We start from the raw sequence: 25,317 nt of genomic DNA, 5'->3' as shown, positions 1-25,317 counted from the left end.
GGCTGCATCACATACGGCTTTCGGTGACTTTCATGCCCTCGATCGATGCACCAAATTCCAGCCCAGCGTTTGCCAGCACGAAGCCCACCACCGGCGCGCGCATGGTGGCGGTATCGACGTGACCGTTGGCGCCGATGCTGGCCAGAGCCACGGTGGCATCCAGGCCCACGGTCCATCCCTGGCTAGCCAGGAACTTTTCCAGCGCCTGCTGGGTAGTAAACAGGTAGATGATCGCCTTGGACTGCGCGCCGAACTGTGGGCCTAGCGAACCACCAGCGATGCTGTAGTAGCGCTGGGTTTGGCCATTGATTTGCAGTGCACCGCGTCCGTATTCGGCACCGATCACAAAGCTGCCGCCGACTACGGATGGGAAGATGAGCATGCCCTTGGAGGTATCGACCATCTCACGCGCACCCGGCACGGTGCTGTATAGCTTGGACAACGTGGCGTCGATCTGCGCATCCACCGAGGCATTTGAGGATGCGGTGCTAGCGTGGTCCTGCGGGCCGCTGGTGGTGCAACCGATGAGGGCGATGCCGCAGATGGCCAGGGCAGCCGCCGCAGCGAAGGGGCGAAATTGGAGGGTTGTCATAACGAAGTTCCTTAGAGGGCACATGGCGAGAGGCTGGCGCGCTGGCCTTGTGAGCAGTGCGCACTGTGCTCCAGCTTGGCGGCTCTGGCGCCCTGCGTCTGTCCGTCAGCGCACAGACGCCCGCTGGTCCAGCCGCCAAGCTAGGGCGATGGACTACGCCGCGCTATGAAATACAAGGACTACTACGCTACGCTCGGCGTTGCGCGCGATGCGGAACTCGATCAGATCAAACAGGCCTACCGCAAGCTTGCAAGACGCTACCACCCGGACATGTCAAAGGCGCCCAATGCTGAGGCCTTGTTCAAAGAGGCCGCCGAAGCCTATGCCACCTTGAAGAACCCTGCCAAGCGCGCTGCCTATGACGCGCTGGGACAGCACTCTTCGGGAGAGGAGTTCGCGCCGTCGCCGCCGTGGAAACAGGCGCACGCTTCTGAGGAGCCTGACGTTGATGAAATGAATTTGGCTGACTTGTTCGCTGCGATGGCGAGCAGACAGGGGCACGGGTATGCGCAGGAGACCGTGCGGGGGCAAGACCACGAAACCCATGCCCGGATCAGCCTACAGGATGCTCACCGTGGCACCACCTTGCACCTGGACCTTGCCGATGCCCAGGGGCGGCGCACGCTGGAGGTGACGATCCCGCCTGGCGTGCACGACGGCCAGACACTGCGGCTGCGCGGAAAAGGGGGGCGTGGCCGCCATGGTGGGCTCGACGGGGACATCTACTTGCACCTCACGCTGGCGCCTGACAGGCAGTTCCGTGCAGAGCGTCATGACCTGTACTTCGAGCTTGCGCTGACACCCTGGGAGGCCACGCTGGGGGCTGAGATCCAGGTGCCGACGCTGGATGCCCCAGTGCTGCTGACCGTGCCGGCAGGAACGCGCGGCGGAGCGCGACTGCGCTTGCGTGGCCGTGGCTTGGCCGATGGCCGTGGTGGGCGCGGTGACTTGTATGCCACGGTGCGGATCGAGGTACCCACCACACTGACTGAGCGTGAGCGTCAATTGTTCACCGAGCTTGCCCAAGCCTCGCGCTTTGATCCGCGAGTGGCTGCATCACAGGAGTCGCCGCATGCACGAAACGTCTGAAATAGTCTGGCTTGATGCGCACGGAGTGCTGACCCTGCCCGAGTTGGCTGAGGTCTGCGCTCTGCAAGTAGGAGAGCTTCAGGAACTGGTGGAGGTCGGTGCGCTGAAACCGTTGCAGCGGGACGAGACGGCCTGCGTCTTCAGTGCCGAGGTCGTGATGCCGCTGCGCAAGGCCAGTCAGCTTCGCTGTGACTTCGACCTAGATCTGTTCACCGTGGGCTTGTTGCTAGAGCACCTTCTTCGCATTGACGCGCTGGAAATTCAGGTGCGAGCGCTCCAAACGCGCTTACCGTATCGTCCCTGAAGGCGTGCTGCGGCGCGTGTTCAGCATCGAGCAGACAAGCAGCACTGTAGGCGCCAGCAGTGTTTTCCATGCAATCCACTCTTGCATTCAGTGCATGCCTCGGGCGCGTAGGGTCATATGGCTAAAAGACTGAACGCAGGGATCAGCGATTGCAGCTTCGACTCCAGCTTTTTTCTGATGCGACGACAGCCCATGAGGGTGTAGATATTGTCCGAAAAGCAGGCGGAATTTGAGGCCGTATCAGCAGCCCCGTCTGCCAGAGGCTTGGGGCCTCAGTTAGGGCGGCAGCGCTTGCAGCGTGAGATCACTGGCCCATAGCAAGCACGGGACGTGTGGTGGGTCGCAAAGTCGGGTAACTTCGGTGCTGCACCTTCCTTGACCCGGGCATTTGCCCATCATCCATCCCTAATGCACATGACCCGCGCCGCCGCAGCCCTTGCCACTATGGTCCATGGCCCACTGACTCCCCCCGATACCAGCATCGCAGACTTGCTTTCACACTGCGCGCGCTTGACCCCTCTGGGAGAGCCCGCATGAGCGCGATCCAACCCCTGGCCGCCAGCGACACCCTTGGCGAGGCCGCACCTGTGCCGCGCACCTACGGGTTGGTGGCGCACCGGCGGCACCGCACCGCGCATAGCAGCGCGCACACCTGCGCCTTGGCGCATTGGGCCCACGCAAGCGAGCCCGCTGTGCGGGCCCTGCAACTGCGCATTGCCGCTGTGGGTGGGGCTGCCGATGCGCTGGAGCGGCTGGGCTTGCTGCAGACCTTGCCCGCACCGCACCGCCTGCCGTATGGGCACGAGGGCGGGCTGATGAAGCTGGTCTCCCGCGTGGCTGGGGGCATCCGGCCTGAGGATGAGCTGGCCGGTGTGGTCTACCTGATGGACCCGCTGGACCCATCATCGCTGTACCCCGAGGCGCAGGCGCTCAAGCGCCAGTGCGTCACCCACCGCAAGCCGCTGCTGCTCACCGTGGCTGCGGCCATTGAATGGATGGCGGTGGAGTGGGCCAACGCCGGTGGCCCTGCGCTGCGTGGCGACACGGCAGGCAGCATCCGGCCCCTGGCGCAGCAGGCGCTGGCCTTGATTGCGCACGACTCCATGAAAGCGCGCATGGTGGAGTTTGCGGACCAGCATTTCGAAGTGCTGTCGCGCACGCCGGTGCGCTACGCCACGGGCACCACGGGGCGCAAGCTCAATGAACTGGCCTGGGCCCGGGGTTGGCCTGCCGAAACGCCCTGGGTCCACCCGTTTCGCAGCGGCCCCATGGGCGGCGATGCCCAGATTGCCGAGCTGGTGCTGGACCGCCGCTGCCAGAAGGTGATCTTTTTTGAAGACGTGCACGTGGCCCGCCAGCACGAGGCGGATATCCAGCTGCTGGAGCGCGCCGTGTGCTCGGTGGGCGATGAGGCCGCCTGCCTGCACACCTTTGACATGGCCGACGCTTGGGCGAAGGCCTGGCGGTAGCGTGGGGCCTTGGGCTTTCGGCTGCCCTTGGTTGGCCCGTGCGGCAGGGGCGGCACTGGCGGCCACGCCGGGTGCGTTCAGGTCCTTGGTGCCGCCCGGCTCAGTGCAACGTGCGTATTTGCGCGGGGCCGAATCCATGCAATGGAATTTCAATGAAATAGGCCTGTAAGGCTATTGGATAAAGCGCTGGCAGCTATATTTTTGGTAGCGATTGCCACATGGTGGATGACGCTCTTTCAAATTGAAATATCCGTTCGGGCTGAGCTTGTCGAGACCTCGCGCAGCGCTCGGACAAGCCCCGCGCAAACGGTTCACGTGAGTGCATGCCGAACCCATCATGCAGCCGCCCTGAGGGGGCAAGGCGCGTGTTTGGCCCCTCCCCGTTAGGGCTGCATCCCCTGCCATACGAGGGCCATTGGCAATGCCTGTGGTGCACAGCTCACCCGCTTGCAACGCACGTGCCGTGCTTGCCGCAGGATCTGTGGACTGCACGGATTGGTTTTGTAGGCACCTGTCCCGTCTGCGTTCGTTGCCGAACAGACGGGTATGCAGGCGCGTCACACACTGACTCCTCTACAACGAATGGAGTAGTGAACATGAAGACCGATTCGCAACTGCAGCAGGACGTGATGGCAGAGCTGAAGTGGGAACCCGCTGTGCACGCTACCCAGATAGGCGTGGAAGTGAAGGACGGGGTGGTGACGCTGGCGGGGGAGGTGGGTAGCTACGTCGAGAAGTGGAATGCGGAACGTGCTGCGCAACGCGTGAGCGGCGTCAGGGCGCTGGCCGTGGATATGACGGTGCAGTTGTCTGCCGTTGGTATACGCACCGATGTCGATATTGCGCAGTCGGTGGGGCATATCCTGAGTTGGACGAGCGCCGTGCCTCCAGATGCTGTCAAGGCCATGGTGGAGGGCGGCTGGGTGACATTGACGGGCGACGTGGAGTGGCAGTACCAGCGCCAGGAGGCTGCAGACTGCGTGCGCCACTTGTCCGGCGTCACGGGCGTCAGCAACCACATTGTGATCAAACCCGCGTTGTCCTCCATCGTCGTCAAATCTGACATCGAGGCCGCGCTCAAGCGCCAAGCTTCAGCGGATGCACGGATGATCACGGTGGATGTCAAAGGTGGTGACGTTACCCTCAGTGGCACGGTGCACAGTTGGGCCGAGCGTGACCTGGCCAACCGCTCTGCCTGGGGCAGTGTGGGCGTGCGCAATGTCACGGACAACATGAGTCTGGCTTACTGAACCGAAGGCGCACCATGACCCATCCTGACTCATCCTTTTTCGTTTTCGATGACCACGCCGCCGCTGAAGATGCAATTCGAACCTTGAGCCAATCTGGCTGTGACATGAAGAAACTCTCCCTGATTGGCAAGGGGTACCACAGTGAAGAGCGACCGATAGGGTTCTACACCCTGGGCGATCGGATCAAGACCTGGGGCGGCGCAGGGGCCTTCTGGGGCGGGATCTGGGGCTTGTTGATGGCACCCGCGGTATTTGTATTCCCGGGCCTTGGCCTGGTGGGAATGGCCGGACCTTTTGTGGCCACCCTGGTGGGAGCGCTGGAAGGGGCTGCCGTTGTCGGGGGGCTTTCCGCATTGGGTGCGGCCTTGACGCAGATCGGCGTTCCCAAAGACAAAGTCATCAAGTACGAGGCTGCCTTGAAAGTGGACAAGTACCTGCTGGTTGTGCACGGTAGCGCAGCCGATCAGGACAAGGCCCGCAGCGCGTTGGCACAAGGCCGGCTGGTTGCCACGGCCTAGAAATCCACGCCTGCGCAGCGCTGAGCAATTTCCGTTGCGTTGCTGCGCTGTGGGGCTCGGCCTGGCCGCTGCAGCGATGCAGCAATGCGCTGGGGATCACCCTTGCGTTGCGCATTGAGCGGCCACTGTACAAAAGACCCAGAGGAGATCCTATGGACATCACCCATCACATGGCCCGTGTCATTGGGCCAGTAGCTTACCGATCCATCACGGGGCATACGCAAACGGTCCCCATCGGCCCTTGCTTGATCGAGCGTCTTGCGGGTAGTTCGGTAGACGTTATCTGGGGCGCCAGTGCGCAAAGTTCCGCAGTCATACCGATGGAAGATATTGACGAGGCGCGGGCTTTTGGGTTTTTGGTGCTGCTGGACTGATGGAGCGACCTATGGGCGGCTCCCACCGAGGGAGCCGTTTGCATGGGTTCGTCCTTTGCTTGAACGTATGACGGAGGATGGCTATGGGTTTGAACAATGGCAGGAATTTGGTGGCTGCAGTGCTTTGGGGTCTGGGCTTTGTGGGGCAGGTGCAGAGTGCGCCAAGTCCCACGATAGGCCAGTTGCTCTACACCACGCACTGCGTGGGTTGCCACTCCACCCAGATCCACTGGCGCGATGCCCGGATGGCCCAGAGCTGGGATGGACTCAAGGTGCAGGTGCGCCGTTGGCAGGGCAATGCGGGCCTGCAATGGAGCGATACCGATATTGTGGATGTGGCGCTGTATCTGAACGACACGATCTACCACTTCCCGCAAACCACAGATCGGTTCAGCCTCAAGCCCAGGGGCGTAGAGGCCTGTCTGCGCACAGACGCTTAGGTTTCCTTTGCTCGAACCATCGCGCCGTGCGCACTGGTGGTTTGGATGGGGCTGCGCTAGAAAGCAAACGCTCGCCATCGTTGCGGGCACTGTTGCGCTTTCGTCATCTCCACCGCGTGCCCCATCCGAGGTGCGCTCTTCATGCTCTTTCAGGGGCTTCCCCCCAATTGAGGGGCGTTGCGCGCAGACGATTCCATGCGCCCCGCGCACTGCGCCCCATTCAAGCGGACGTGAAAAAACCGCCAGAGGCGCGAGCCTGGGGCGGTTTTTTGGGCAGCACCAGCCTGTGGCTGGTGAGGGCTTACTTGGCTGCTTTTTCAGCCTTGCGCTTGGCGGCCTTGGGGTCCACCACAGCCTTGAACTTGGCACCGGCTACGAACTTGGGCACGGTGGTTGCAGGAATCTTCAGGGCGGCGCCGGTGGAGGGGTTCTTGCCAGTGCGTGCAGCGCGCTTGGCGGACTTGAAAGTGCCAAAGCCCACGAGTTGGACGGCGTCGCCCTTCTTGACGGCAGTCTGGACGGTGTCGATCAGGGTTTCCAACACAGCGTTGGCAGCTGCTTTGGACAGGTCATTCTTGGAAGCCAGGATTTCAACGAGTTCTGCGCGGTTCATAGATGCTCTAGGTTAAAAAAGTTGAAGATGCCCGGTTTATAGCGCAATCGCCGCTGCTTGCGTTGCTTGCGCTCAGGATCGCAGCGGATTTTCTGGCAAAAAAGGGGGCAATGCCCCATCGTCAACGGCACTTCAGCGCGACTTGAGGCGCCCCACCCAGAAGTCTCCTGCAAACTGAACCAGGCTCACCAGCACGATGAGGACCACGATCACGGCGACCATCACGGTGCTGTCAAAGCGCTGGTAGCCGTAGCGGATGGCCAGGTCACCCAGCCCACCGGCGCCCACGGCGCCTGCCATGGCCGATGCCCCGATCATGGACACGAGGGTGATGGTGAAGCCCCCGACGATGCCGGGCAGGGCCTCGGGCAACAGCACATGGCGCACGATGTGCCAGCGCCTGCAGCCCATGGCCTGTGCGGCTTCGATGAGGCCCTTGTCCACCTCGCGCAGGCTGACTTCGGCAATGCGCGCAAAGAAGGGCGTGGCGCTGATGGACAGCGGCACCACCGCCGCCCACAGGCCAATAGTGGAGCCCGTGATGAGTCGTGTGAGCGGGATCAGCGCCACCAGCAACACAATGAACGGGGTGGCGCGGAACGCGTTGATGATGGCCCCGGCAATGCGATTGAAGCGGGGCCAGGGCAGGATGCCACCGGGGGTGGTCAGCACCAGCAGCACCGCCAGCGGTGTGCCTGCCAGCAGCGCAATGCCGCCGGAGACGCCGACCATGGTGATGGTGTCCAGCAGCGCCAGCCACAGGCGCTCGAGCATGATGTCAGACATAGCCCAGCTCCTTCGCGTGGTGGGCCAGGTGGCCCAGAACCAGGGTTTGCGCCGGGACGCTGCTGCGCGTGGCGATGATGAGGCGGCCATGGGCATGGCCCTGGATGCGGTCAATGCCGCCATGCAACAGCTGCGCGTTGTGGCCCAGCGTTTCGGCAATGCGGCCCAGGTCGGGCTCGATGCCGCCCTCGCCAGTGAAGGTGAGCTGCAGCACGCGCAGCGCCTCGCCCGTGGCGGGGGGCGCAGGCTGAATGCTTTGCAGCAAATCGTGCGGAAGGCCTTGCTCCACGGTGCGCAGCAGGGCGCGGGTGGCATCGTGCTCGGGTTGCCCAAACACCTTCCACACGGGGCCTTGTTCGGCAATGCGCCCTCGCTCCAGCACCACCACCTGGTCACAGATTTCGCGGATCACGCTCATCTCGTGGGTGATGAGCACGATGGTCAGGCCGAGCTTGCGGTGGATGTCGCGCAGCAGCGCCAGGATGGCGTGGGTGGTCTCGGGGTCCAGCGCCGAGGTGGCCTCGTCACACAGCAGGATGTCGGGGTGGTGCACCAGGGCGCGGGCAATGCCTACACGCTGCTTTTGCCCGCCCGACAGGCGTGCCGGGTATACGTTCTGCTTGCCGCCCAGCCCCACCAGGTGGAGTAGTTCATTCACCCGCTCGCGCACCTGCGCGGGCCGCACACCGGCCACCCGCAAGGGCAGGGCCACGTTGTCAAAGACGGTTTTGGCCGACAGCAGGTTGAAGTGCTGGAAGATCATGCCCACGCGCCGGCGAAGGGCCACCAGCCCGTCTTCGTCCAGCGTGGCAATGTCTTGCCCCGCCACGTACACATGCCCGGTGCTGGGGCTCTCCAGTCGGTTGATGGTGCGCAGCAGGCTGGACTTGCCCGCCCCACTGCGCCCGATGATGCCGAAGATGCTGCCCGCAGGCACCGACAGGTCGATGCCCTGCAGGGCCGCTACCTCGCCTGTGCTGGCGGCGTAGACCTTGCTGACATTGTCAAACCGGACGGCATTGTGGAGAGGCTCGGCGGTGGTGTCTGCCCCAGGGGCGGGAGACGCCGTGGCCACCGTGTGGGGTGTGGGCAGGTGGGTGGTGCTGGGGGGCTTTGCGTGGGGGCTTTGCTCGCGAAAGTACGCCATACCGGGCAGCAAGATGCGGTTCAGTGACATGGGTGGCTCCTGTTCAGGGCGGTGGGGCGGTGCGTGTGGGGGCGGTGCCGTCGGTGGCTTTCAGCCTTTGGGTTGCCAGGCCAACGTGTAGAGCTTGGTGTCGTTGGCGTTGGACTTGAACAGCTGTTCGCGCACGGCGGGCGACTCTTGGTAGAGCTGGATGAAGCGCAGCACCCGGGCGTCTGCCACTTTGTCCTGGCGCGTCACGAAGCGAATGGCGTAGTAGTTGTCCGAGATGCCGGAGTACAGCAGCGCCGAGCTGGCAATGTCGCGCTTGCCTGCGGCCACCAAGTGGCTGGGGTAGCCCTGGGCGAGGTCCAGGTCGTCGATGGCGCGCACCAGCTGGGGGCCTTCCACTTCCAGCAGCTTGAGCTTCTTGGGGTTGGCCACCACGTCGTTGACGGTGGCGCGGGTGCTCACGCCGTCTTTGAGCTTGATGAGACCGGCCTTCTCCAGCAGCAGCAAGCCCCGGCCCTGGTTCACGGGGTCGCTGGCCACGCCCACTTTGGCGCCTTCCTTCAGGTCCTCAAAGCGTTTGATGCGGTAGGAGTACAGGCCGATGTTGGACAGCACGCCCACGCCTGCCACGCCAAATTTGTAGCCGCGTTCTTTGATGGCGTTGTCCAGAAAAGCCTGGTGCTGAAAGTAGTTGACGTCGATGTCCCCCGAGGCCAGGGCCTCGTTGGGCGTGGTCCAGTCGGTGAACTCCACCAGCTTCACTGCCAGCCCCTGCTTTTTGGCCTCCTGGATGGCGACTTGCACCGAGTCGGCCAGGGCACCGGGGGTGACCCCGACCTTGAGTGTTTGTGCGGTGGAGGCCAGGCTCCAGGTGGCCAGCAGGGTGCCGGTGAGTGCGCTTGCGATGGCCAGGGCGATGCATCGGGTGGCGGTGTGCATGGGTGGGTTCCTTGGTGTGGCTTGTTGCAGGGGCGGCGGTGCCATTACTTGCTGAGCCAGGCCAGTGTGTAGAGCTTGGTGTCGCCGCCAAACGATGTGTGGGTCTGGTCGCGCACGGCTTGGGCGGACTGGAAGATCTGCACAAACTTGCGCACCCGTGGGTCGTTGACGTTGTCTTTGCGTGTGACGAAGCGGATGGCGTAGTAGCTGTCCGAGGCCCCGGTGTAAAGCAAGGCCTTGCTGGCCACCTCAGGCTTGCCAGCAGAGACAAAGTGCGCGGGGATGCCCTGGGCCAGGTCCACGTCGTCAATGGCGCGCACGAGTTGGGGGCCTTCCACTTCAATGAACTTGAGCTTTTTGGGGTTGCTCACGATGTCGTTCACCGTGGCTCGGGCGCCCAGGCCTTCCTTGAGCTGGATGAGCCCGGCTTTCTCCAGCAGGCCCAGGCCCCGGGCCTGGTTGACGGGGTCGTTGGCTACGCTCACGCGGGCGCCGTCCTTGAGTTCGCTGAAGTTCTTGATCTTGTAGGAGTACAGGCCAATGTTGGGCAGCACGCCCACGCCGGCCACATCAAACTTGTAGCCGCGCTGGCGGATGGCGTTGTCCAGAAACGCTTGGTGCTGGAAGTAGTTGATGTCCAGATCGCCAGAGGCCAGGGCCTCGTTGGGTGTGGTCCAGTCGGTGAATTCGATCACTTTCACGTCCAGCCCTTGCTTGCGGGCCTCGGCCGCTGCGGCGTGCAGGGCGTCGGCATGCACGCCGGTGGATGCGCCCACTTTCAAGGTCTGTGCCTGTGCGCTGAGGGTGATGGCTAAGGTGGCTAGCAGGGTGCTCAGGATGCGTGTGGGGTGGTTCATGCGGGGCTCTCTTCCGTGGTTTGGGTGGTGGCTGGTGTGCCGCTGTGTGCGGTGGCTGTGGGGTTGGCTGCTTCGGGGGCAGCATGCCGCCAGCGGGCCGCAGGGTGTTGGTCTGGCAGGCGGTTGCCTTTGCCAAACAGCTTGTGGCGCAGGCTGCCCTGCGTGTAGCTGCTTTTGTGCAGGCCCCGGTTCTGCAGTTCGGGGACGACGATGTCGATGAAGTCTTCAAAGCTCTCGGGCACCACGGTGCGTGTCAGGTTGAAGCCGTCCACGCCGGTGTCGTCGACCCACGATTGCAGGGCATCGGCCACTTGGTCGCCGGTGCCGACGATGGCGGGGTAGCGGCCTCCCAGGGCGTATTGCTCCAGCATGCTGCGCCGCGTCCACCCCTGGCGCTTGGCCAGGGCCACGGCCGATTGGATGGAGTTGGTCTGGCCATAGGCTATGGGCTCGTCCAGCCCATAGCGTGCAAAGTCAATGCCGGTGCCTGCGGCGAAGTGGGCCAGGCCAGCCTCGGGGTTGGCATAGCGGCGGTACTCGGCGTCTTTGTCGCGGGCCTCGGCCTCGGTGCGGCCGGGCACCACGCTTACACCCAGCACGATCTTCAGGTCCTCTGGCGCGCGGCCTGCGTCCGCTGCGGCTTGCCGCAGGGCGACCACGCTCTCGCGCACGAGTGCCTTGTTGTTGCCCGAGATGAAAACGGCCTCAGCATGGCGGGCGGCAAAGGCCTTGCCACGGTCGGACGTGCCCGCCTGGTAGATCACGGGCGTGCGCTGTAGTGAGGGGGCCGTCAGGTTGACACCCTCCACCTGGTAGTGGTGCCCGTGGTGCGCGATCTTGCGCACGGCGGCGGGGTCGGTGTAAATGCGCGCGCCCTTGTCGGCTTTGACTGCGTCGTCGCGCCAGCTGCCTTCGAGCAACTGGTAGAACACATCGAGGAACTCCTCGGCCTGGTCGTAGCGGTCGTCGTGGCCGATTTGCTGGGGCAGGCCAATGGCACGGGCCGCGCTGTCGAGGTAGCCGGTGACCACGTTCCAGCCAATGCGGCCTGTGGTGAGGTGGTCCAGCGTGCCAAAGCGGCGGGCCAGCAGGTAGGGGTGCTCGGTGGTCGGGTTGACGGTGACGCCAAAGCCCAGGTGCTGGGTGACGGCCGCCATGGCCGAGACCAACACCACCGGGTCGTTCACCGGCAGCTTGATCGACTCGCGCAAGGTGAGGTCGATACCCGCTTGGTACACGTCGTACACGCCCACGATGTCGGCGATGAACAGGCCGTCGAACAGCCCGCGCTCGAGGGTGCGGGCCAGGTCGATCCAGTAGGGCAGGGTGTTGTACTCGGTGGAACGGTCGCGCGGGTGTGTCCACAGGCCATGGTTGATGTGCCCCACGCAGTTCATGTTGAACGCGTTCAGGACGATGGGCTTGCGTTGGCGGATGGTCGGTGAGTGGCTCATGGGGTTGTGGTGGTGCGAGAGGCGTCAAAACAGGCCGGATGTGGGGGGCTGTGTGCCGGTCAGCAGCCAGTTGCCCACGGCTGCTGCCTTCCATTGGCGGGGGTTGTGGTTGGCCACGGTGCGCGCGTTGCGCCAGTGCCTGTCTAGGTTGTGGGTGCGCAGCGTGGCGGTGGCGCCAGCCACGTCAAACACCAGCTCTGCGGCCTTCAAGGCTGCCTGCACGGCAAAGTGCTGGGCCTGGGCGACCTCGATGGATGCGGTGGTGAGGGCCTCTTGCGTCAACCCCGCTTGCCAGGCGGCATCGATGGCCAGGGCGGCGCGCAACACGGCGCCTTCGGCGGCATAGGCCTGCGCGGCAATCTGGCCCACGGTCTCTTGCACATAGGGGTCGTCCACCGAGCGGGTGGCCGTGCTGTGCTTGATCGGGCGGGCGTGCTCGCGGGTGAAGGCGATGGCGTCGTTGAGCGCATTGCGGGCGATGCCGGCCTCCACCGCAGCCAGCACCAGTTGGTAGTACGGGGGCAGGGGCGAGCGCCGGTCGCGGGGCATGGAGGGGCGAATCTCTTGCGGTTGCACTTCGACCTGTGTGAACACCGTAGTGCCGCTGGCTGTGAGGTGCTGGCCGATGGCGTCAAAGTCGTCCACCAGGTCCAGGCCAGGGCGCGCGCGTGGCACGACAAAGCCGGTCTCCTGGCCGCTGTCGTCCAGGGCGAAGGAGCTGACCCAGTCGGCATACAGCGCGCCGGTGCTGTAGAACTTGGTGCCGGTGATGTGCCGCTGGCCTGTGTGTGGGTCTTGGGTGATGCGTGCGGTGATTTGCCCATTGGGGTCGCCACGCTCCCACCCTGCGTTGCCAAAGATTTCGCCGTCCAGCAGGTGGGGCAGCCAGTGCTGTAGCTGTGCGGCATCGCCCGCAGCCAGCAGGCTTTCGACGAAGCCAAAGCCGGGGCGCAGGGCTTGCGCGATGTTGGAGTCGGCGGCGGCAATATCGAGCAGCAGCTCGAACAGGTCGCGCACCGTGCCCCCAGGACCCCCGTGTTGGTGGGGGATGCGCAGGCTGAACAGGCCTGCCTCGGCCAGCGTACGTATCCAGGCGTAGGGCAGTTGCCTGCTTCGTTCGCGGTGGGATGCACCCGCAGCGATTTCGGGCAGCAGCACCTTGATGCGTGCCCGCAGTTCGGCGGCATCGCCGGGCACTTGCACCACGCCGGTGCGGTGCGGGACAAAGCCGGACTCTGCCGTAGCCGGGGCGGCGCGAAGAGCTGTGGGAGTGGACGATGCGCGGTCTGCGGTGGTGCTGGTGTGGCTCATGGCGGGCTGAGGGATCGAAAGGGTCGGTCGATGATCCAGCGACCTGGCCTGCGCGCCAATGAATCATTCCGTCTATCCATATGTGGAGCCCGACGCTGGGGCTGCCTGCCCTGTCAAACCCTGGTCGCAGCGTTGGTCCCGGTAGGGCATTCTGAGAAGAGTCTTTGATGAGAAAGTGGCTCTAGCGCTTGATAAATAAGCGCAAGAAGCTATAAAAATAATAGCAATTGATGCTTGGGAAGGCGTTAATTGCGTGCAGACCTCTGACGGTGGGTGAGTCGCAAAAGGGGCGCGGCGTGGCACGAACCAGGCGCGCAGGCTGTTTACAAAATCCAGCAGTTTTCATGGGGCTGCGTTGCTGTAATCGGGGGGCTCCCAATCCCCGCAGGGGGAACACCAACAAGGCGCATGCCGTGGGGCCTGATGGGCTGGCGCTGTATTCAAAAACGCAGAGAGAGAGAGGGATTTCCCATGATGTATTCCGTATTTCGCAGGCACCGCTGGGCGGTGGCTGCGCAGGCTTTGGCGTTGTTGGCCGCTGGGTGCGGCGGAGGCGATGGCGCACAGTCGGGCGTGGCCGATGCGAACCAGGCCGTAGAGGCGGTGACGGCGCAGGCCAAAGCGGCAACGGCCGAGGTGGAGCTGGTGGCGATGCAAGCCACGGCCAGCTCGGCGGAGCGGGGCGACTTGTCAGCGGCGGCGGCAATCGACAAGAACCCGGCAACCCGTTGGGGCAGCAGCTTTTCAGACAACCAGTTTTTGGTGTTGGACTTCGGAAAAACGGTGGCCATCGACCGCGTGAAGATCCAGTGGGAGGCCGCCTACGCCAGCAGCTACCTGCTGCAGGTGTCTAACGACCAGGTCACCTGGACCACGGTGAAGGCCGTGACGTCGGGGCAGGGCGGTGTGGAGGATTGGAGCGGTCTGGCCGCCAGCGGGCGCTACCTGCGCATGCAGGGCGTCAAGCGCTCCGGGGGGTACGGGTATTCGATTTACGAGATCAGCGTTTTCTCAGGCGGGCAGGTGGCGCCAGTGCCCACTCCGGTGCCAACCACTCCCACCGACCCCACGCTGCCGCCCGATGTGCTGACGCGCCCTGGGGCCGCGCTCAGGCCTGTGGCGGTCACAGCGTCGTCGGCAGAGAACGGTGGCACGGCGGCAGCCATGGCGGTGGATGGCAATGCCAGCACGCGCTGGGCCAGCAAGTTTGAAGACAACTCGTGGATCCAGTTTGACTTTGGCCAGGTGGTCTATCTGGGCGCCATGAAGCTGGTGTGGGAGAACGCCTATGCCAAGGAGTACGCCATCGAGACCTCGGACGACGGCGCATCGTGGGCGCCGCTGCGCTATGTGGGCAAGGGCACGGGCGGCACCGAGGAATTTTTGAACCTGGGGGCCAAAACCCGCTTTGTCCGCATCCGCGGGGTGGCGCGTGCGACGCAGTATGGCTATTCGTTGTTGGAGGTGGAGTTCAAGGCGCCGGGCAGCGACAACACCATTGCCCCCGTGACCCCGGTGGCGCTGGCCTTCCCGGCCAACGGTGCGGGCGTGGTGCCGCTGCCCAAGGCGCAGGAGCCGCTGGAGACCTTGCAGTTCAAGCTGGCCGATGGCACGCTGGTGACGCGCTTTGGTGCCCGTGCGATGGGGCGCCATGGCCGTGAGCGCGGTGAGGAGTGGAACGAGGTGGGCTACGGCCCCAATGAAACGGTGGACGCAGCCACCGGCGCGCCGCGCGACAAGGGGCCGGGTGCTTATCTGCCCTTTGTTCCGCAGTATTTCAAGAACCGCACCTGGGGCCTGGAGATTCTGGACAACAGCCGTGTGCCGGGCGTGACCAAGCCGACCTTGCAGGTCAACCAGTTCAACACGGTGGATTTTTTGGTGGGCGGCATTGCGTTCTTCCGGGGCTTTGACCGGGTGGGGGTCACGGGCTACGGATGGATGAACCCCGGCGAGGTGGTGGGAACCCCCAGCATCTGCCCTCCCATGCCATACCCGGCCAACGGCAAGCTGGGCAACCCGATTTGCTCGTTGCTGATCAAGAATTACCCGGGCCACAGTGCGTTGGATGCCGATGGCTTTCCCAACGGCAAGAACGTGCCCGCCCGTTCGCTGGTGGTGGGGGATGTGATTGAAGTGGCGCCCTCCATGTTCTCTACGCGGGAGGCCATGGCCGCACGGGGGGACGATGGTGGCATCCGTTACTACTCGGGCGAATGGGTCTATGTGGTGGGCACGGGGCTGGTGCCCTGGTATGGCGTGCAGCCTCGGCTGAACTCGGTTCCGTTGCCTGCAGACACCCTCACCGGGGGGCTCGGGTCTGTGTCGTACAACTATTCGGACAATGGCGACCAGATGTTCCAGCAGCCCCAGAACCACACGGGCATGCAGAACATGCAGCGGTTTGTGGAGGGGCGGCGCATCCTCCACACGAACTTCACCACCGGTGACCACAACGAGCCGGGCAACGACCGCTATGCCGCGGCGGTGGGGTTGCAGGGCGCACGTTTTAATCAATCGGCCTGCATCGCTTGCCACGTCAACAATGGCCGCAGCCCCGCGCCCATGGCTGCCAACCAGCGTCTGGATCAGATGGCCATTCGCACAGCTTCGCTGGGCGCCAATGGGCAGCAGTTGACGCACCCGGTGTATGGCGCCGCCATCCAGATGAATGCGGTAGCGGCCGGTGGCAGTAAGCGCGATTGGGGCAACGGTGTGCGGGTGTCAGGCTTTCAAAAGCGCACGGTGCGTCTGGCCGATGGGCTGTTGGTGGAGTTGTCCAAGCCGACGCTGGCATTCGATGGGCCGGTGCCTGAGGTTTATTCCTTGCGGGCCGCGCAGCCTATGTTGGGTGGCGGGCTGCTGGAGGCTATCCCAGAGGCCGATGTGCTGGCACGGGTGCGCAGTGCGCCGGACGAGGACGGTGTGAAGGGGGTTGCCAATTACGTGCTGGACCCCGAGACGGGCGAGACCCGCTTGGGCCGTTTTGGCTGGAAGGCATCGAAGGCGAGCCTGCGCCACCAGGCGGCAGCGGCGCTGGTGCTGGACATGTCCGTCACCTCGCCGGTGTACCCCCAGCGCGCTTGTGTGGGTGGGGCTGCCACCTGCAAATTTGGGGCAGCGGAGCGTGGTATCTCTGAAGCGGATCTGCAATCCATCTCCAACTACCTGGCCCTGGTGGCCGTACCCGCCCAGCGCAGTTTGCCCAGTGGCTTCCCCAAAGGCGTAGCGCCGTTGGACGAGCACCGCGTGGATTCTGCCCAGGTGACTTTGGGCTCCAAAATCTTCCAGTCGGTGCGCTGCACCGCATGCCACGCAGCTGAGATGAAAACGGGCACGGGCCATCTGATGGCGGAACTGAGAGGGCAGACCATTCGCCCCTACACCGACCTGCTGTTGCACGACATGGGGGCGGACCTGGCCGACCGGTACGCAGAAGGGCAAGCACAGGGCGCCATGTGGCGCACCGCGCCGCTGTGGGGCATTGGCTACTCCGACAAAGTGATGGGCAACGGCGGCAAGGCAGGCTATTTGCACGACGGCCGTGCCCGCACTTTGACGGAGGCGATCCTTTGGCATGGTGGCGAGGCCGAGCGTGCACGGCAGCGCTTCGAAAAGCTCGGAACGGCGGACAGGGACGCGCTGCTGGCGTTTCTGAGGTCGCTGTGAGAACGGGCATCCCCAGAGTGCCGCCGCTGTAGAGTCCGCTGCGCCAACAGCAAAGCCCTGTCCCTCGATGTGAGGGGCAGGGCTTTTTTGTTGAGGGGCTGAGTGGGGCGCTTATTTGGCGGGCTTTTCCGCGTCGGACTTGGTAGTTGGATTCAGCGTCTCAGGCAGCGTGGCGCGTTGCTGGGCTTCTGGCGCACTGGGAAGATACAGCGGCCCGCGCTGCCCGCAGCCCACAAAGGCTGCCGCACTGCCCGCAAGGACAATGACCCTGACTAGAATTTGGGTTGCTTTCAACATGAGCGAATTGTAATGACCGATCTTGAATTCATGGATATCGCCGAGAAGCTCCTGCGCGCAGTCGAGCGCAGTTGTGACTCGATCAACGAAACCTCAGATGCGGACATCGACAACCAGCGGTCGGGCGGGATGATTACCTTGACGTTCCCCAACCGCAGCCAGATCGTCATCAACCTGCAAAAGCCGCTGCACGAGGTCTGGATGGCTGCCAAGTCGGGTGGTTATCACTACCGCCACGATGGCAGTGTTTGGCAAGATACCAAGGGCGATGGCGAGTTCTTCGCATGCCTGAGCCGCGATGCCTCTGCGCAAGCAGGAATGCGCTTGGCGTTTCAGCAGGATTAGTCGCTCTCTATGCAAAAGGCCCCGCGTGAACATGGGGCCTTGCCTTGGGTGGTGCCGTTGTGCGCAGCGGATTGACAGGGCCGGGAAGAGTATTCCCTGGCCCTTTCTCAATTGCGGAATAAATCGAGAATGCGTTTGCGCTCTTCGGTTACAGGAGGCTGCGCTGCGGATGCAGCGGCGGGGCCCGTAGCGGGCGCTGCAGATGGGTTGCGGTCTTCCAGCCCGACGCTTGGAACACCGCTGCGGGCATATTCTTCGTAGAACCATTCACCGCCCATGTTCACCAATCCTGTGGGTACCTTGGGTTCTGAGACCGGGACTCCCTTGAGTGCGCGCTCCATGAAGCTGATCCACACCGGCAGACTCAGCCCACCGCCTGTTTCGCGGCTGCCCAGATTGCGCGGGGTGTCATAGCCAATCCAGGTCACTGCCGCCATGGTCGGCTGATAGCCCGCAAACCAAGCGTCCACCGAATCATTGGTCGTTCCGGTCTTGCCTGCCAAGTCAGGCCGTTTGAGCGTGGCTTGCGCCCGGGCAGCGGTCCCAGAGCGGGTCACCTCTTGCAGCAGGCTGTTCATGACGAAAGCATTGCGAGCATCGATGGCACGGTTTTGCTCTTCCAGCACGGGCGTTGTGGTCTCGGACAGTACGCGGCCCTTGTGATCGGTCACCTTGGTGATGAGCCAGGGGTTGATGCGGTAGCCGCCATTAGCAAAGACCGAGTAGGCCGACGCCATCTGTAGTGGAGTGACCGAGCCTGCTCCCAACGCCATGGTCAGATAGGCGGGGTGCTTCTCGGGATCAAAGCCGAAGCGCGAAACCCACTCCTGCGCCGTCTTGGGGCCGACGGCTTGCAAGATCCGAATCGAGATCATGTTTTTGGAGCGGGCCAAGCCCGTGCGCATGGTCATGGGTCCGTCGTACTTACCGTCGTAGTTTTTCGGTTCCCAGGGCTGTCCGCCCGTCACGCCCGCATCGAAGAACAGGGGTGCGTCGTTGATCACTGTGGCGGGTGTGAAGCCTTTTTCCAGAGATGCTGAATAAATGAATGGCTTGAAGCTGGAGCCAGGCTGGCGCCAGGCCTGTGAGACGTGGTTGAACTTGTTCTTGTCGAAGTCGAAGCCACCGACCAGGGCCTTGATGGCTCCGGAGCGTGGATCGACCGCCACGAACGCGCCTTCTACTTCAGGCAGCTGGGTGATTTCCCAGGTGTTTTTGGGTGTCTTCACAATCCGGATGATTGCGCCCCTGCGAATCTTGATGTTGGGCGGCGCTTTGTCACTGAGGCCTGACTGGACGGGCTTGAGTCCATCGCCCGTCACTTCAATGGCATCACCATTGCCGCGGGCCACCACCACTTTTTTGGCGGATGCCTCCAGCACCACTGCCGCCAGCACGTCACCGTTGTCCACGTGGTTGGTCAGCGCATCGTCGATGGCTTCCTCAACGTCCTGGCCAGTGCCCGCAGGAAGCGAGACAAACTTCTCGGGCCCCCTGTATTGCTGCCTGCGTTCATAGTCCATGATGCCGCGGCGCAGGGCCGTGTAGGCCGTTTCCTGATCGCCCGCGTTCAGTGTGGTGTAGACGTTCAAGCCGCGTGTGTAGGCTTCGTTACCGTATTGGGTGAAGATCAACTGGCGTGCCATCTCGGCTACGTATTCAGCGTGCACGCGGGTGTTGCTCAGCCCGGAACGGATCTTGAGCTCTTCCTTCTTGGCATCCACTGCCTCTTGTTCTGTGATGAACCCGTTTTCTTCCATGCGCTCAATGATGTAGAGCTGCCGTGATCGAGCCCGCTTTGGGTTGCTGATAGGGTTGTAGGCCGATGGCGCTTTGGGCAGGCCCGCGAGCATGGCGGCTTCCGCAATCGAAATGGATTTCAGCGGTTTGCCAAAATAGGCTTCAGCCGCAGCAGAAAAACCATAGGCACGGTTACCCAGATAAATCTGATTCATGTAAATCTCAAGAATCTGATCTTTGGAGAGCATGTGCTCCAGTTTGAATGTGAGTAATATTTCGTAAATTTTGCGAGTAAATGTCTTTTCTGAGGACAGGTAAACATTTCGGGCCACTTGCATGGTAATGGTGGATGCTCCCTGGCTTTTTACCCGGCCCATGTTGGCCAGACCCGCGCGCACCATGCCCTTGTAATCGACGCCGCCATGCTGGAAGAAGCGCGTGTCTTCAATGGCGAGCACCGCGTCTTTCATCACCTGCGGAATTTCCTGGATCGGCGTGAGATTTCGCCGCTCCTCACCGTACTCGCCCAGCAAGGCTCCCTCGGAGGAGAACACCCGCAGCGGAAGCTTGGGGCGGTAGTCCGCCAAGTCAGACACATCGGGGAGGTTGGGGTAGGCCACGGCCAGCGCTATGGCGATGGTCAAAGCCAAGCCAAAGGCGGCAGCGGCGGCAAGGCCTGCGCACCAAAGCAGAATTTTCAGAATGACACTCAACCATCGGCTGCCTGCGCTTCTATTGGACGATTTTTGCTGGGGGGACTGGTCAGGAGAGGGGGGCGTCATATCGCTCCGAATGGCTGTTCGCAGCATTATAAAAATGCCGACACAAATTTACGGTCTGGAACTTGTCTTTGAGGGCTCGGCCGTATCCATTCTTCTGGATTGGCGAGATTGTGGATGCTACGGGCGCTGAAAAAATCGTCTGGTTTTGGCAACGCTCTGTAGTTCAAAGGCGGGCAAAATTCTTTGCCGGAGAACTATCTTACTGATAGCATTGAAGTGAAGTGTTAAGTTTTGTTGCGTCATTTTGACAAGTTACAGGGGACCAATCTTGATCTCAATGGGATCTTTGTTCAGTCGCCAGGCTGCGCCTCTGCTGGGTATCGACATCAGCTCATCCAGCGTCAAGCTGGTGGAGTTAGGGCGGGATAAGGCGGGAGGCCTTGTTCTGGAACGTTGCGCTATTGAACCGCTGGAGCGGGGATGGATCACTGACGGCAACATCGAAAAGTTCGATGAGGTTGCTGAGGCAGTGCGTCGCCTTGTGAAAAAAAGCGGGACACGCACAAAGAATGTGGCGTTGGCTTTGCCTTCATCTGCCGTGATCACCAAGAGAATCACTTTGCCTGGTGGAATGACCGAGCAAGAGCTTGAAGTGCAGGTGGAGTCGGAAGCCAATCAATACATTCCTTTTTCTTTGGACGAAGTGAGTTTGGACTTCTGCGTCATCGGCCCTAGCAAGAGCTCGCCGGGGGATGTTGAAGTTTTGATCGCTGCGTCCAGGCGAGAAAAGGTGCAGGACCGACAAGGTCTCGCGGAAGCTGCAGGCCTTAAGCCCATCGTTGTCGACATTGAATCGAACGCTTCCAGATTGGCTGCGGGTCGTCTCATTGAAGCACTTCCAGGCAAGGGATCGAATGCGATGGTCGCGCTGTTTGAGGTGGGTGCTCTGACGACAAGCATGCAAGTCATGCTGAACGAAGAGGTCTTGTACGACCGAGATCAAGCGTTTGGTGGTGCGCAGCTGACGCAGTTGATTGTCCGTCAATACGGATTTTCTGTCGAAGAGGCGGAAAGCAAAAAACGAAGCGGCGACCTTCCAGAAGATTACCAGTCGGCTGTGTTGCGTCCTTTTGTTGACAGCATGGCACAAGAAATTGTGCGTGCTCTGCAGTTCTTCTTCACAAGTACGCCGCATAACCGCGTTGATCACATTTTGCTTGCAGGAGGATCTGCTCCTCTGCCTGGATTGACAGAAGCCGTGACTCAGCAGTCGGGATTTGCATGCAGTTCCGTCAATCCGTTTGACGGTATGGAAATTGGCAGTGGGGTACGTCTGAAAAAGATGGTGCGTGAGGCGCCGTCATATCTCACCTCTTGTGGGTTGGCAATGCGGAGGTTCCTGCGGTGATCTTGATCAATCTACTTCCGCACCGTGAAGCCGCGCGAAAGCGCCGCCGCGAAGCGTTCCAAGCCGCGTTGTTCGCATCGTTTCTGATGGGTTTGGTCATTGCTGGGGCTATCTACTGGTGGTTGCAGCTGTTGATAACAGAGCAGCAGGACAAGAATAAGTTCCTCAAACAAGAGATCGCTGTTCTTGAAAATCAAATCAAGGAAATTGCGACAATTGAAGACGAAATCGCAGCATTGGTTGCGCGGCAAAAGGCTGTCGAGAATCTTCAGTCAGATCGGAATATTCCGGTTCATTTGCTCAATGAACTGGTCAAGCAGCTGCCAGATGGTGTGTTTATCAGCAATTTCAAGCAGACAAACAAGACTGTAACCATGCAAGGCATGGCGCAGTCCAATGAGCGTGTTTCAGAGTTGTTGCGCAATCTCTCTAGCAACACCCCTTGGATTTCCAAGCCTGAACTGGTTGAAATTGTGTCTGCAAATGTGCCTCTGTCAGCCAAAGATCAGCGTCGCGTTTCGTCCTTCAAAATGACCTTCACGTTGATGAGCCCTGTCGATTCGGCAAAATCTTCAGATGCGGCGACTGGCAAGGCCGGTGTGACGGGGAAACCATAAAATGGCCAAGAAAAAATCCTCTCCGCAATTCGATTTTGCGGAATTTCAAGGAAAACTAACCAAGCAGTTTAGCGGACTGGATACCAAAGACCCATCTCTTTGGCCTGCTCTGCCGCGGTCGCTGCTGTATGTTGTCACCGCAGTCGTTGTTGCTGTTCTTCTATGGTTTGTCGTCATTAAAGACTACGAAGCTGAGTTGGAAACGGAGCGCAACACTGAAATTACATTGCGAGCAGATTATCAAAAGAAATTGATAAAGGCTGTCAGCCTTGATGCGTTGAAGAAGCAACGTGAACAAGTGCAGCAATATGTGATTCAACTGGAAAAGCAGTTGCCGAGTAAGGCTGAAATGGCGGCCCTTTTGTCTGACATTAATCAGGCAGGCTTGGGGCGGAGTCTTCAGTTTGAACTTTTCAGGCCAGGGCAACTGGTGGCGAGAGACTACTATGCTGAATTGCCAATTTCGTTGAAGGTCGCGGGTAAGTATCACGACATTGGTGCTTTTGCATCGGATGTGGCACATCTTTCGCGGATTGTGACCCTTAATGATTTGTCGGTGACAGCTAATCCTAAAGAACCAAATGCTTTGACCTTAGAGGGTACTGCCCGCACTTTCCGTTATTTGGACAGTGAAGAAGTTCAAGCCCAACGTAAAGCGGCTGCAACAAAAGCGGGAGGTGCTAAATGAGTGCTTGTAAAGCATTATTGGCTGTAGCGGCTGTTGCTCTAACTTCTGGGTGTATTTCTTCAGGTGACGACGAGTTGCGCCAGTGGATGGCCAGCGAACGTGCTCAAGCAAAACCTAGAATTACACCGATTACGGAGCCTAAGAAGTTCGAACCACAGGCCTACACTGTGGCCTCTGAGTTGGACCCGTTCAACTCGCTCAAATTGACGCAGGCTTTGAAGCGTGACTCCTCGCAGACCGGTGCAAATGCAGCGCTCATAGCGCCCGAGCAAATCAGGCGCAAAGAGCCTTTAGAGGCATTCCCATTGGATGCGATGGTTATGGTTGGTAGTTTGAGTAAGAGTGGGAAACCAACCGCGTTGCTCAAAGTCGATAAACTTTTGCATCAAGTTCAGGTCGGAAGTTATTTGGGGCAAAACTACGGACGTATCCTGAGTATTTCTGAATCAGAAATAAAAATTCGAGAAATTGTTCAAGATGCAACCGGCGATTGGACAGAGCGAATGACTTCACTTGACCTACAAGAGGGTGCCAAAAAATGAAGCAACAAAGTGATTCCATAATGAAAGTTTTCCAACATACGGCTGTTGCAATCTGCATCACTTGTTTGTCAACAGCTGCGCTGGCACAGCAAGCTATCCGGTCTGTGACCGGTTCATTGCAAGGTGGGGCTGAGGTTCTTCGGGTTGATTTGGCAGAGCCTCTTGCAGGTTTGCCAACCGGCTTTGCGACTCAATCGCCTGCGCGCATTGCTTTGGACTTTCCAGGGGCCTCCAATGCAACTGGAAAAAATGCTGTTGACATCAATCAGGGTAATTTGAAGTCTGCCAATGTTGTGGAAGCTGGTGGGCGTTCGCGCATCGTCCTCAATTTGAAGCAGCCTACGTCGTATCGGGCTGAAATTCAGGGTAGTGCGCTGCTTATCATGCTGGACCCCGTCGGCGCTTCTTCAAGCGCTCCTGTGCAGCAAACCGCAAAGTTTGCCGATAGCTATAATAATGAAGTTTTAACACTGAAGGACATCGATTTTCGGCGAGGCGCTGATGGCGCAGGTCGAATTGTTGTTGAACTGCCAAACAACCAGATTGGCGTGGACCTCCGGCAACAGGGCAAAGGTTTAGCCATCGAGTTCTTGCGATCAAGCTTGCCCGAGGGGATGCGTCGGCGTTTGGATGTGGCTGATTTCGGGACTCCCGTTCAGTCAATCACCACGACTCAACAAGGCGACAAGGTGCGTATGCTTGTCGAGCCCATAGGTGATTGGGAGCACAGTGCCTATCAGAGCGACAATCAATTTGTCATCGAAGTTCGGCAGAAGAAAGTTGATTTGTCAAAGTTGACGCAAGGTCCTAACTACAGCGGTGAGAAGCTGTCTTTGAATTTTCAAAACATTGAAGTTCGGTCTTTGCTTCAAGTGATTGCGGATTTTACAAATTTCAATATCGTTACATCAGATACGGTGTCTGGTGCTTTAACATTACGATTAAAAGATGTTCCTTGGGATCAAGCTCTGCAAATTATCATGGATGCAAAGGGGCTTGGAATGCGCAAGACAGGAAGTGTCTTGTGGATAGCGCCTAAGGATGAGATTGATGATCGTACCAAAAAAGATTATCAAGCTGCATTGACTATTCAGAAGTTGGAGCCACTTCGTACGCAGGCTTTTCAATTGAATTATGCAAAAGCTGCTGATATGGTTACTCAGCTGAGCAGTACTTCGGGTGGTGTATCTTCGGGCGCTGCATCTAATAGATTTTTGTCAGAGCGTGGTAGCGCGATTTCGGAACCTCGAACTAATCAGTTGTTTGTAACGGATACCTCAAGCAAGCTTGAGGAGGTTCGGCAGTTGCTTGCTACTTTGGATGTTGCGGTTCGCCAAGTAATGATTGAGGCGCGCATTGTTGAGGCGCGAGACACTTTTGGTCGGTCTTTAGGGGTCAAACTTGGTGGTGGTGATCTTCGGGCTCAGTTAGGTGGCGATGGTGGTTACAGCATAGGTGGTAATAATCGAGTCGCGTTTGGAACTAGCTATGCTAATGCGACGGCGTCTTCAGGGTCGGGTGGCACGGTTGCGACAGAGCAGACATTTGTAAATTTGCCAGCCTCCTTGTCTGGTGTGTCGAGTGTTGGATCTTTCGCTCTGTCAATCTTCAATTCTGCTGCCAATCGTTTTTTAACTCTTGAGTTGTCTGCAATGGAGGCCGATGGGCAGGGGAAAATTGTGTCAAGCCCTCGGCTCATTACTGCGGATCAAACCAAAGCACTGATTGAGCAGGGAACTGAGTATCCATATTCCGTTACTGCTCCTAATGGAGCGACGACCATAGCCTTCAAAAAGGCCGTTCTTAAGCTTGAGGTTACTCCCCAGATAACTCCTGAGGGTAATATTATTCTTGATTTGGATGTGAGCAAGGACAGCCGTGGCGAGACAACTACACAGGGGGTGGCGATCGATACCAAGCACATCAAGACTCAGGTATTGATTGAAAATGGAGGTACGGTTGTAATTGGCGGTATTTTCGAGATGGAAGAATCAAACCAAGAAAACAAAATACCGTTGCTTGGAGATGTGCCTGTTGTTGGTAATTTGTTTAAAAATAAAACAAAAGAATCCGTCAAACGTGAAATGCTTGTCTTTATTACTCCAAAAGTAATCGCAGATCGTTCCGTTAGCCGCTGAAATAATTTGTTTAGAGGGTA

The 25,317-nt window shown here is 60.2% G+C and carries 24 protein-coding genes; 14 read left to right on the top strand and 10 right to left on the bottom strand.

What is annotated here, in order from left to right:
• Positions 1-7: 7 nt before the first annotated feature.
• Positions 8-592 (bottom strand): YSC84-related protein, encoded by a 585-nt coding sequence (locus tag C8C98_RS03995; protein WP_121453227.1) that lies wholly within the window; start codon positions 590-592, stop codon positions 8-10.
• 165 nt (positions 593-757) lie between these two features.
• Between C8C98_RS03995 and C8C98_RS03990 the strand changes: the two genes are divergently transcribed.
• The 7 genes from C8C98_RS03990 to C8C98_RS03960 all read left to right on the top strand — a co-directional run bounded on the left by C8C98_RS03990 (position 758) and on the right by C8C98_RS03960 (position 6,036).
• A complete protein-coding gene (locus tag C8C98_RS03990) occupies positions 758-1,681 on the top strand; it encodes a DnaJ C-terminal domain-containing protein (RefSeq protein WP_121453226.1) in 924 nt (307 codons plus the stop codon).
• Positions 1,665-1,985: a chaperone modulator CbpM gene (locus C8C98_RS03985; protein WP_121453225.1), complete on the top strand. Its 321-nt coding sequence runs from the start codon at positions 1,665-1,667 to the stop codon at positions 1,983-1,985. The genes C8C98_RS03990 and C8C98_RS03985 overlap by 17 nt, the downstream gene beginning before the upstream one ends.
• 533 nt (positions 1,986-2,518) lie before the next feature.
• On the top strand, positions 2,519-3,454 hold the full coding sequence (locus tag C8C98_RS03980; protein ID WP_233574445.1) for a methylglyoxal synthase: 936 nt from the start codon (positions 2,519-2,521) through the stop codon (positions 3,452-3,454).
• Between the two features lie 596 nt (positions 3,455-4,050).
• Positions 4,051-4,704, top strand: a complete 654-nt coding sequence (locus tag C8C98_RS03975) for a BON domain-containing protein (RefSeq protein ID WP_121453224.1) — start codon at positions 4,051-4,053, stop codon at positions 4,702-4,704.
• A gap of 14 nt (positions 4,705-4,718) precedes the next feature.
• Complete coding sequence (locus C8C98_RS03970; RefSeq protein WP_121453223.1) at positions 4,719-5,222, top strand: DUF1269 domain-containing protein; 504 nt, start codon at positions 4,719-4,721, stop codon at positions 5,220-5,222.
• Between the two features lie 152 nt (positions 5,223-5,374).
• Positions 5,375-5,596 carry a hypothetical protein gene (locus C8C98_RS03965; protein ID WP_121453222.1) on the top strand — a complete coding sequence of 74 codons (222 nt, stop codon included), beginning with the start codon at positions 5,375-5,377 and terminating at the stop codon, positions 5,594-5,596.
• Positions 5,597-5,679: 83 nt separating this feature from the next.
• On the top strand, positions 5,680-6,036 hold the full coding sequence (locus C8C98_RS03960) for a cytochrome C (RefSeq protein ID WP_233574444.1): 357 nt from the start codon (positions 5,680-5,682) through the stop codon (positions 6,034-6,036).
• Between the two features lie 301 nt (positions 6,037-6,337).
• Here C8C98_RS03960 and C8C98_RS03955 read toward each other — a convergent pair whose 3' ends face one another.
• From C8C98_RS03955 to C8C98_RS03925, 7 genes are all read right to left on the bottom strand, one after another.
• Positions 6,338-6,649 carry an HU family DNA-binding protein gene (locus C8C98_RS03955; protein ID WP_121453221.1) on the bottom strand — a complete coding sequence of 104 codons (312 nt, stop codon included), beginning with the start codon at positions 6,647-6,649 and terminating at the stop codon, positions 6,338-6,340.
• 132 nt (positions 6,650-6,781) lie between these two features.
• A complete protein-coding gene (locus C8C98_RS03950; protein ID WP_121453220.1) occupies positions 6,782-7,435 on the bottom strand; it encodes a methionine ABC transporter permease in 654 nt (217 codons plus the stop codon).
• Positions 7,428-8,582 (bottom strand): ATP-binding cassette domain-containing protein, encoded by a 1,155-nt coding sequence (locus C8C98_RS03945; RefSeq protein WP_121456006.1) that lies wholly within the window; start codon positions 8,580-8,582, stop codon positions 7,428-7,430. The genes C8C98_RS03950 and C8C98_RS03945 overlap by 8 nt, the downstream gene beginning before the upstream one ends.
• Before the next feature lie 90 nt (positions 8,583-8,672).
• Positions 8,673-9,509: a MetQ/NlpA family ABC transporter substrate-binding protein gene (locus C8C98_RS03940; protein WP_121453219.1), complete on the bottom strand. Its 837-nt coding sequence runs from the start codon at positions 9,507-9,509 to the stop codon at positions 8,673-8,675.
• Positions 9,510-9,553: 44 nt separating this feature from the next.
• Entirely contained in the window at positions 9,554-10,366 is an 813-nt protein-coding gene (locus C8C98_RS03935) for a MetQ/NlpA family ABC transporter substrate-binding protein (RefSeq protein ID WP_121453218.1), read from the bottom strand.
• Positions 10,363-11,820, bottom strand: a complete 1,458-nt coding sequence (locus C8C98_RS03930) for an LLM class flavin-dependent oxidoreductase (protein WP_121453217.1) — start codon at positions 11,818-11,820, stop codon at positions 10,363-10,365. Before C8C98_RS03930 ends, C8C98_RS03935 begins: the two co-directional genes overlap by 4 nt.
• Positions 11,821-11,844: 24 nt before the next feature.
• On the bottom strand, positions 11,845-13,131 hold the full coding sequence (locus tag C8C98_RS03925; protein ID WP_121453216.1) for an acyl-CoA dehydrogenase family protein: 1,287 nt from the start codon (positions 13,129-13,131) through the stop codon (positions 11,845-11,847).
• Positions 13,132-13,602: 471 nt separating this feature from the next.
• On the opposite strand from C8C98_RS03925, the gene C8C98_RS03920 reads away from it, so the two are divergent.
• Positions 13,603-16,800, top strand: a complete 3,198-nt coding sequence (locus C8C98_RS03920) for a di-heme oxidoredictase family protein (RefSeq protein WP_233574442.1) — start codon at positions 13,603-13,605, stop codon at positions 16,798-16,800.
• A 111-nt stretch (positions 16,801-16,911) separates the two neighbouring features.
• On the opposite strand, the gene C8C98_RS03915 is transcribed toward C8C98_RS03920, so the two are convergent.
• Entirely contained in the window at positions 16,912-17,097 is a 186-nt protein-coding gene (locus C8C98_RS03915; protein ID WP_121453215.1) for a lipoprotein, read from the bottom strand.
• A 12-nt stretch (positions 17,098-17,109) separates the two neighbouring features.
• Here C8C98_RS03915 and cyaY point away from each other — a divergent pair, with 12 nt between their 5' ends.
• Entirely contained in the window at positions 17,110-17,442 is a 333-nt protein-coding gene (gene cyaY / locus C8C98_RS03910; RefSeq protein WP_121453214.1) for an iron donor protein CyaY, read from the top strand.
• 107 nt (positions 17,443-17,549) lie between these two features.
• Here the strand turns inward: cyaY and C8C98_RS03905 are convergent, their stop codons facing one another.
• Positions 17,550-19,964 carry a penicillin-binding protein 1A gene (locus C8C98_RS03905; RefSeq protein WP_121453213.1) on the bottom strand — a complete coding sequence of 805 codons (2,415 nt, stop codon included), beginning with the start codon at positions 19,962-19,964 and terminating at the stop codon, positions 17,550-17,552.
• Between the two features lie 268 nt (positions 19,965-20,232).
• On the opposite strand from C8C98_RS03905, the gene C8C98_RS03900 reads away from it, so the two are divergent.
• From C8C98_RS03900 to pilQ, 5 genes are read left to right on the top strand one after another with little or no spacing between them, the layout of a single operon-like run.
• The gene (locus C8C98_RS03900) at positions 20,233-21,312 is read left to right on the top strand and encodes a pilus assembly protein PilM (protein WP_099656598.1); all 1,080 of its coding nucleotides are present in this window, start codon (positions 20,233-20,235) and stop codon (positions 21,310-21,312) included.
• The gene (locus C8C98_RS03895; RefSeq protein WP_121453212.1) at positions 21,309-21,929 is read left to right on the top strand and encodes a PilN domain-containing protein; all 621 of its coding nucleotides are present in this window, start codon (positions 21,309-21,311) and stop codon (positions 21,927-21,929) included. Before C8C98_RS03900 ends, C8C98_RS03895 begins: the two co-directional genes overlap by 4 nt.
• A gap of 1 nt (position 21,930) precedes the next feature.
• Positions 21,931-22,617 (top strand): type 4a pilus biogenesis protein PilO, encoded by a 687-nt coding sequence (locus tag C8C98_RS03890; RefSeq protein ID WP_121453211.1) that lies wholly within the window; start codon positions 21,931-21,933, stop codon positions 22,615-22,617.
• Positions 22,614-23,159, top strand: coding sequence for a pilus assembly protein PilP (locus C8C98_RS03885; protein ID WP_121453210.1), 546 nt, complete (start codon positions 22,614-22,616; stop codon positions 23,157-23,159). Before C8C98_RS03890 ends, C8C98_RS03885 begins: the two co-directional genes overlap by 4 nt.
• Before the next feature lie 20 nt (positions 23,160-23,179).
• Positions 23,180-25,297 carry a type IV pilus secretin PilQ gene (pilQ, locus tag C8C98_RS03880; protein ID WP_233574648.1) on the top strand — a complete coding sequence of 706 codons (2,118 nt, stop codon included), beginning with the start codon at positions 23,180-23,182 and terminating at the stop codon, positions 25,295-25,297.
• Positions 25,298-25,317 lie beyond the last annotated feature (20 nt).

This window comes from Acidovorax sp. 106, from assembly GCF_003663825.1.
Classification (GTDB): domain Bacteria; phylum Pseudomonadota; class Gammaproteobacteria; order Burkholderiales; family Burkholderiaceae_C; genus Acidovorax.
The sequence above is the reverse complement of the archived record's forward strand: the minus strand, read 5'-3'. Positions and strand labels throughout refer to the sequence as shown.

Excerpts from the sequence above, each read along its gene's own strand:
- C8C98_RS03985 (WP_121453225.1), top strand. The coding sequence starts at position 1,665 with ATGCACGAAACGTCTGAAATAGTCTGGCTTGATGCGCACGGAGTGCTG.
- cyaY (WP_121453214.1), top strand. The coding sequence starts at position 17,110 with ATGACCGATCTTGAATTCATGGATATCGCCGAGAAGCTCCTGCGCGCA.
- C8C98_RS03925 (WP_121453216.1), bottom strand. The coding sequence starts at position 13,131 with ATGAGCCACACCAGCACCACCGCAGACCGCGCATCGTCCACTCCCACA.
- C8C98_RS03990 (WP_121453226.1), top strand. The coding sequence starts at position 758 with ATGAAATACAAGGACTACTACGCTACGCTCGGCGTTGCGCGCGATGCG.
- C8C98_RS03970 (WP_121453223.1), top strand. The coding sequence starts at position 4,719 with ATGACCCATCCTGACTCATCCTTTTTCGTTTTCGATGACCACGCCGCC.
- C8C98_RS03995 (WP_121453227.1), bottom strand. The coding sequence starts at position 592 with ATGACAACCCTCCAATTTCGCCCCTTCGCTGCGGCGGCTGCCCTGGCC.
- C8C98_RS03915 (WP_121453215.1), bottom strand. The coding sequence starts at position 17,097 with ATGTTGAAAGCAACCCAAATTCTAGTCAGGGTCATTGTCCTTGCGGGC.
- C8C98_RS03960 (WP_233574444.1), top strand. The coding sequence starts at position 5,680 with ATGGGTTTGAACAATGGCAGGAATTTGGTGGCTGCAGTGCTTTGGGGT.
- C8C98_RS03980 (WP_233574445.1), top strand. The coding sequence starts at position 2,519 with ATGAGCGCGATCCAACCCCTGGCCGCCAGCGACACCCTTGGCGAGGCC.
- pilQ (WP_233574648.1), top strand. The coding sequence starts at position 23,180 with ATGAAAGTTTTCCAACATACGGCTGTTGCAATCTGCATCACTTGTTTG.
- C8C98_RS03945 (WP_121456006.1), bottom strand. The coding sequence starts at position 8,582 with ATGGCGTACTTTCGCGAGCAAAGCCCCCACGCAAAGCCCCCCAGCACC.
- C8C98_RS03935 (WP_121453218.1), bottom strand. The coding sequence starts at position 10,366 with ATGAACCACCCCACACGCATCCTGAGCACCCTGCTAGCCACCTTAGCC.
- C8C98_RS03890 (WP_121453211.1), top strand. The coding sequence starts at position 21,931 with ATGGCCAAGAAAAAATCCTCTCCGCAATTCGATTTTGCGGAATTTCAA.
- C8C98_RS03965 (WP_121453222.1), top strand. The coding sequence starts at position 5,375 with ATGGACATCACCCATCACATGGCCCGTGTCATTGGGCCAGTAGCTTAC.
- C8C98_RS03885 (WP_121453210.1), top strand. The coding sequence starts at position 22,614 with ATGAGTGCTTGTAAAGCATTATTGGCTGTAGCGGCTGTTGCTCTAACT.
- C8C98_RS03920 (WP_233574442.1), top strand. The coding sequence starts at position 13,603 with ATGATGTATTCCGTATTTCGCAGGCACCGCTGGGCGGTGGCTGCGCAG.
- C8C98_RS03955 (WP_121453221.1), bottom strand. The coding sequence starts at position 6,649 with ATGAACCGCGCAGAACTCGTTGAAATCCTGGCTTCCAAGAATGACCTG.
- C8C98_RS03950 (WP_121453220.1), bottom strand. The coding sequence starts at position 7,435 with ATGTCTGACATCATGCTCGAGCGCCTGTGGCTGGCGCTGCTGGACACC.
- C8C98_RS03930 (WP_121453217.1), bottom strand. The coding sequence starts at position 11,820 with ATGAGCCACTCACCGACCATCCGCCAACGCAAGCCCATCGTCCTGAAC.
- C8C98_RS03905 (WP_121453213.1), bottom strand. The coding sequence starts at position 19,964 with ATGACGCCCCCCTCTCCTGACCAGTCCCCCCAGCAAAAATCGTCCAAT.
- C8C98_RS03940 (WP_121453219.1), bottom strand. The coding sequence starts at position 9,509 with ATGCACACCGCCACCCGATGCATCGCCCTGGCCATCGCAAGCGCACTC.
- C8C98_RS03975 (WP_121453224.1), top strand. The coding sequence starts at position 4,051 with ATGAAGACCGATTCGCAACTGCAGCAGGACGTGATGGCAGAGCTGAAG.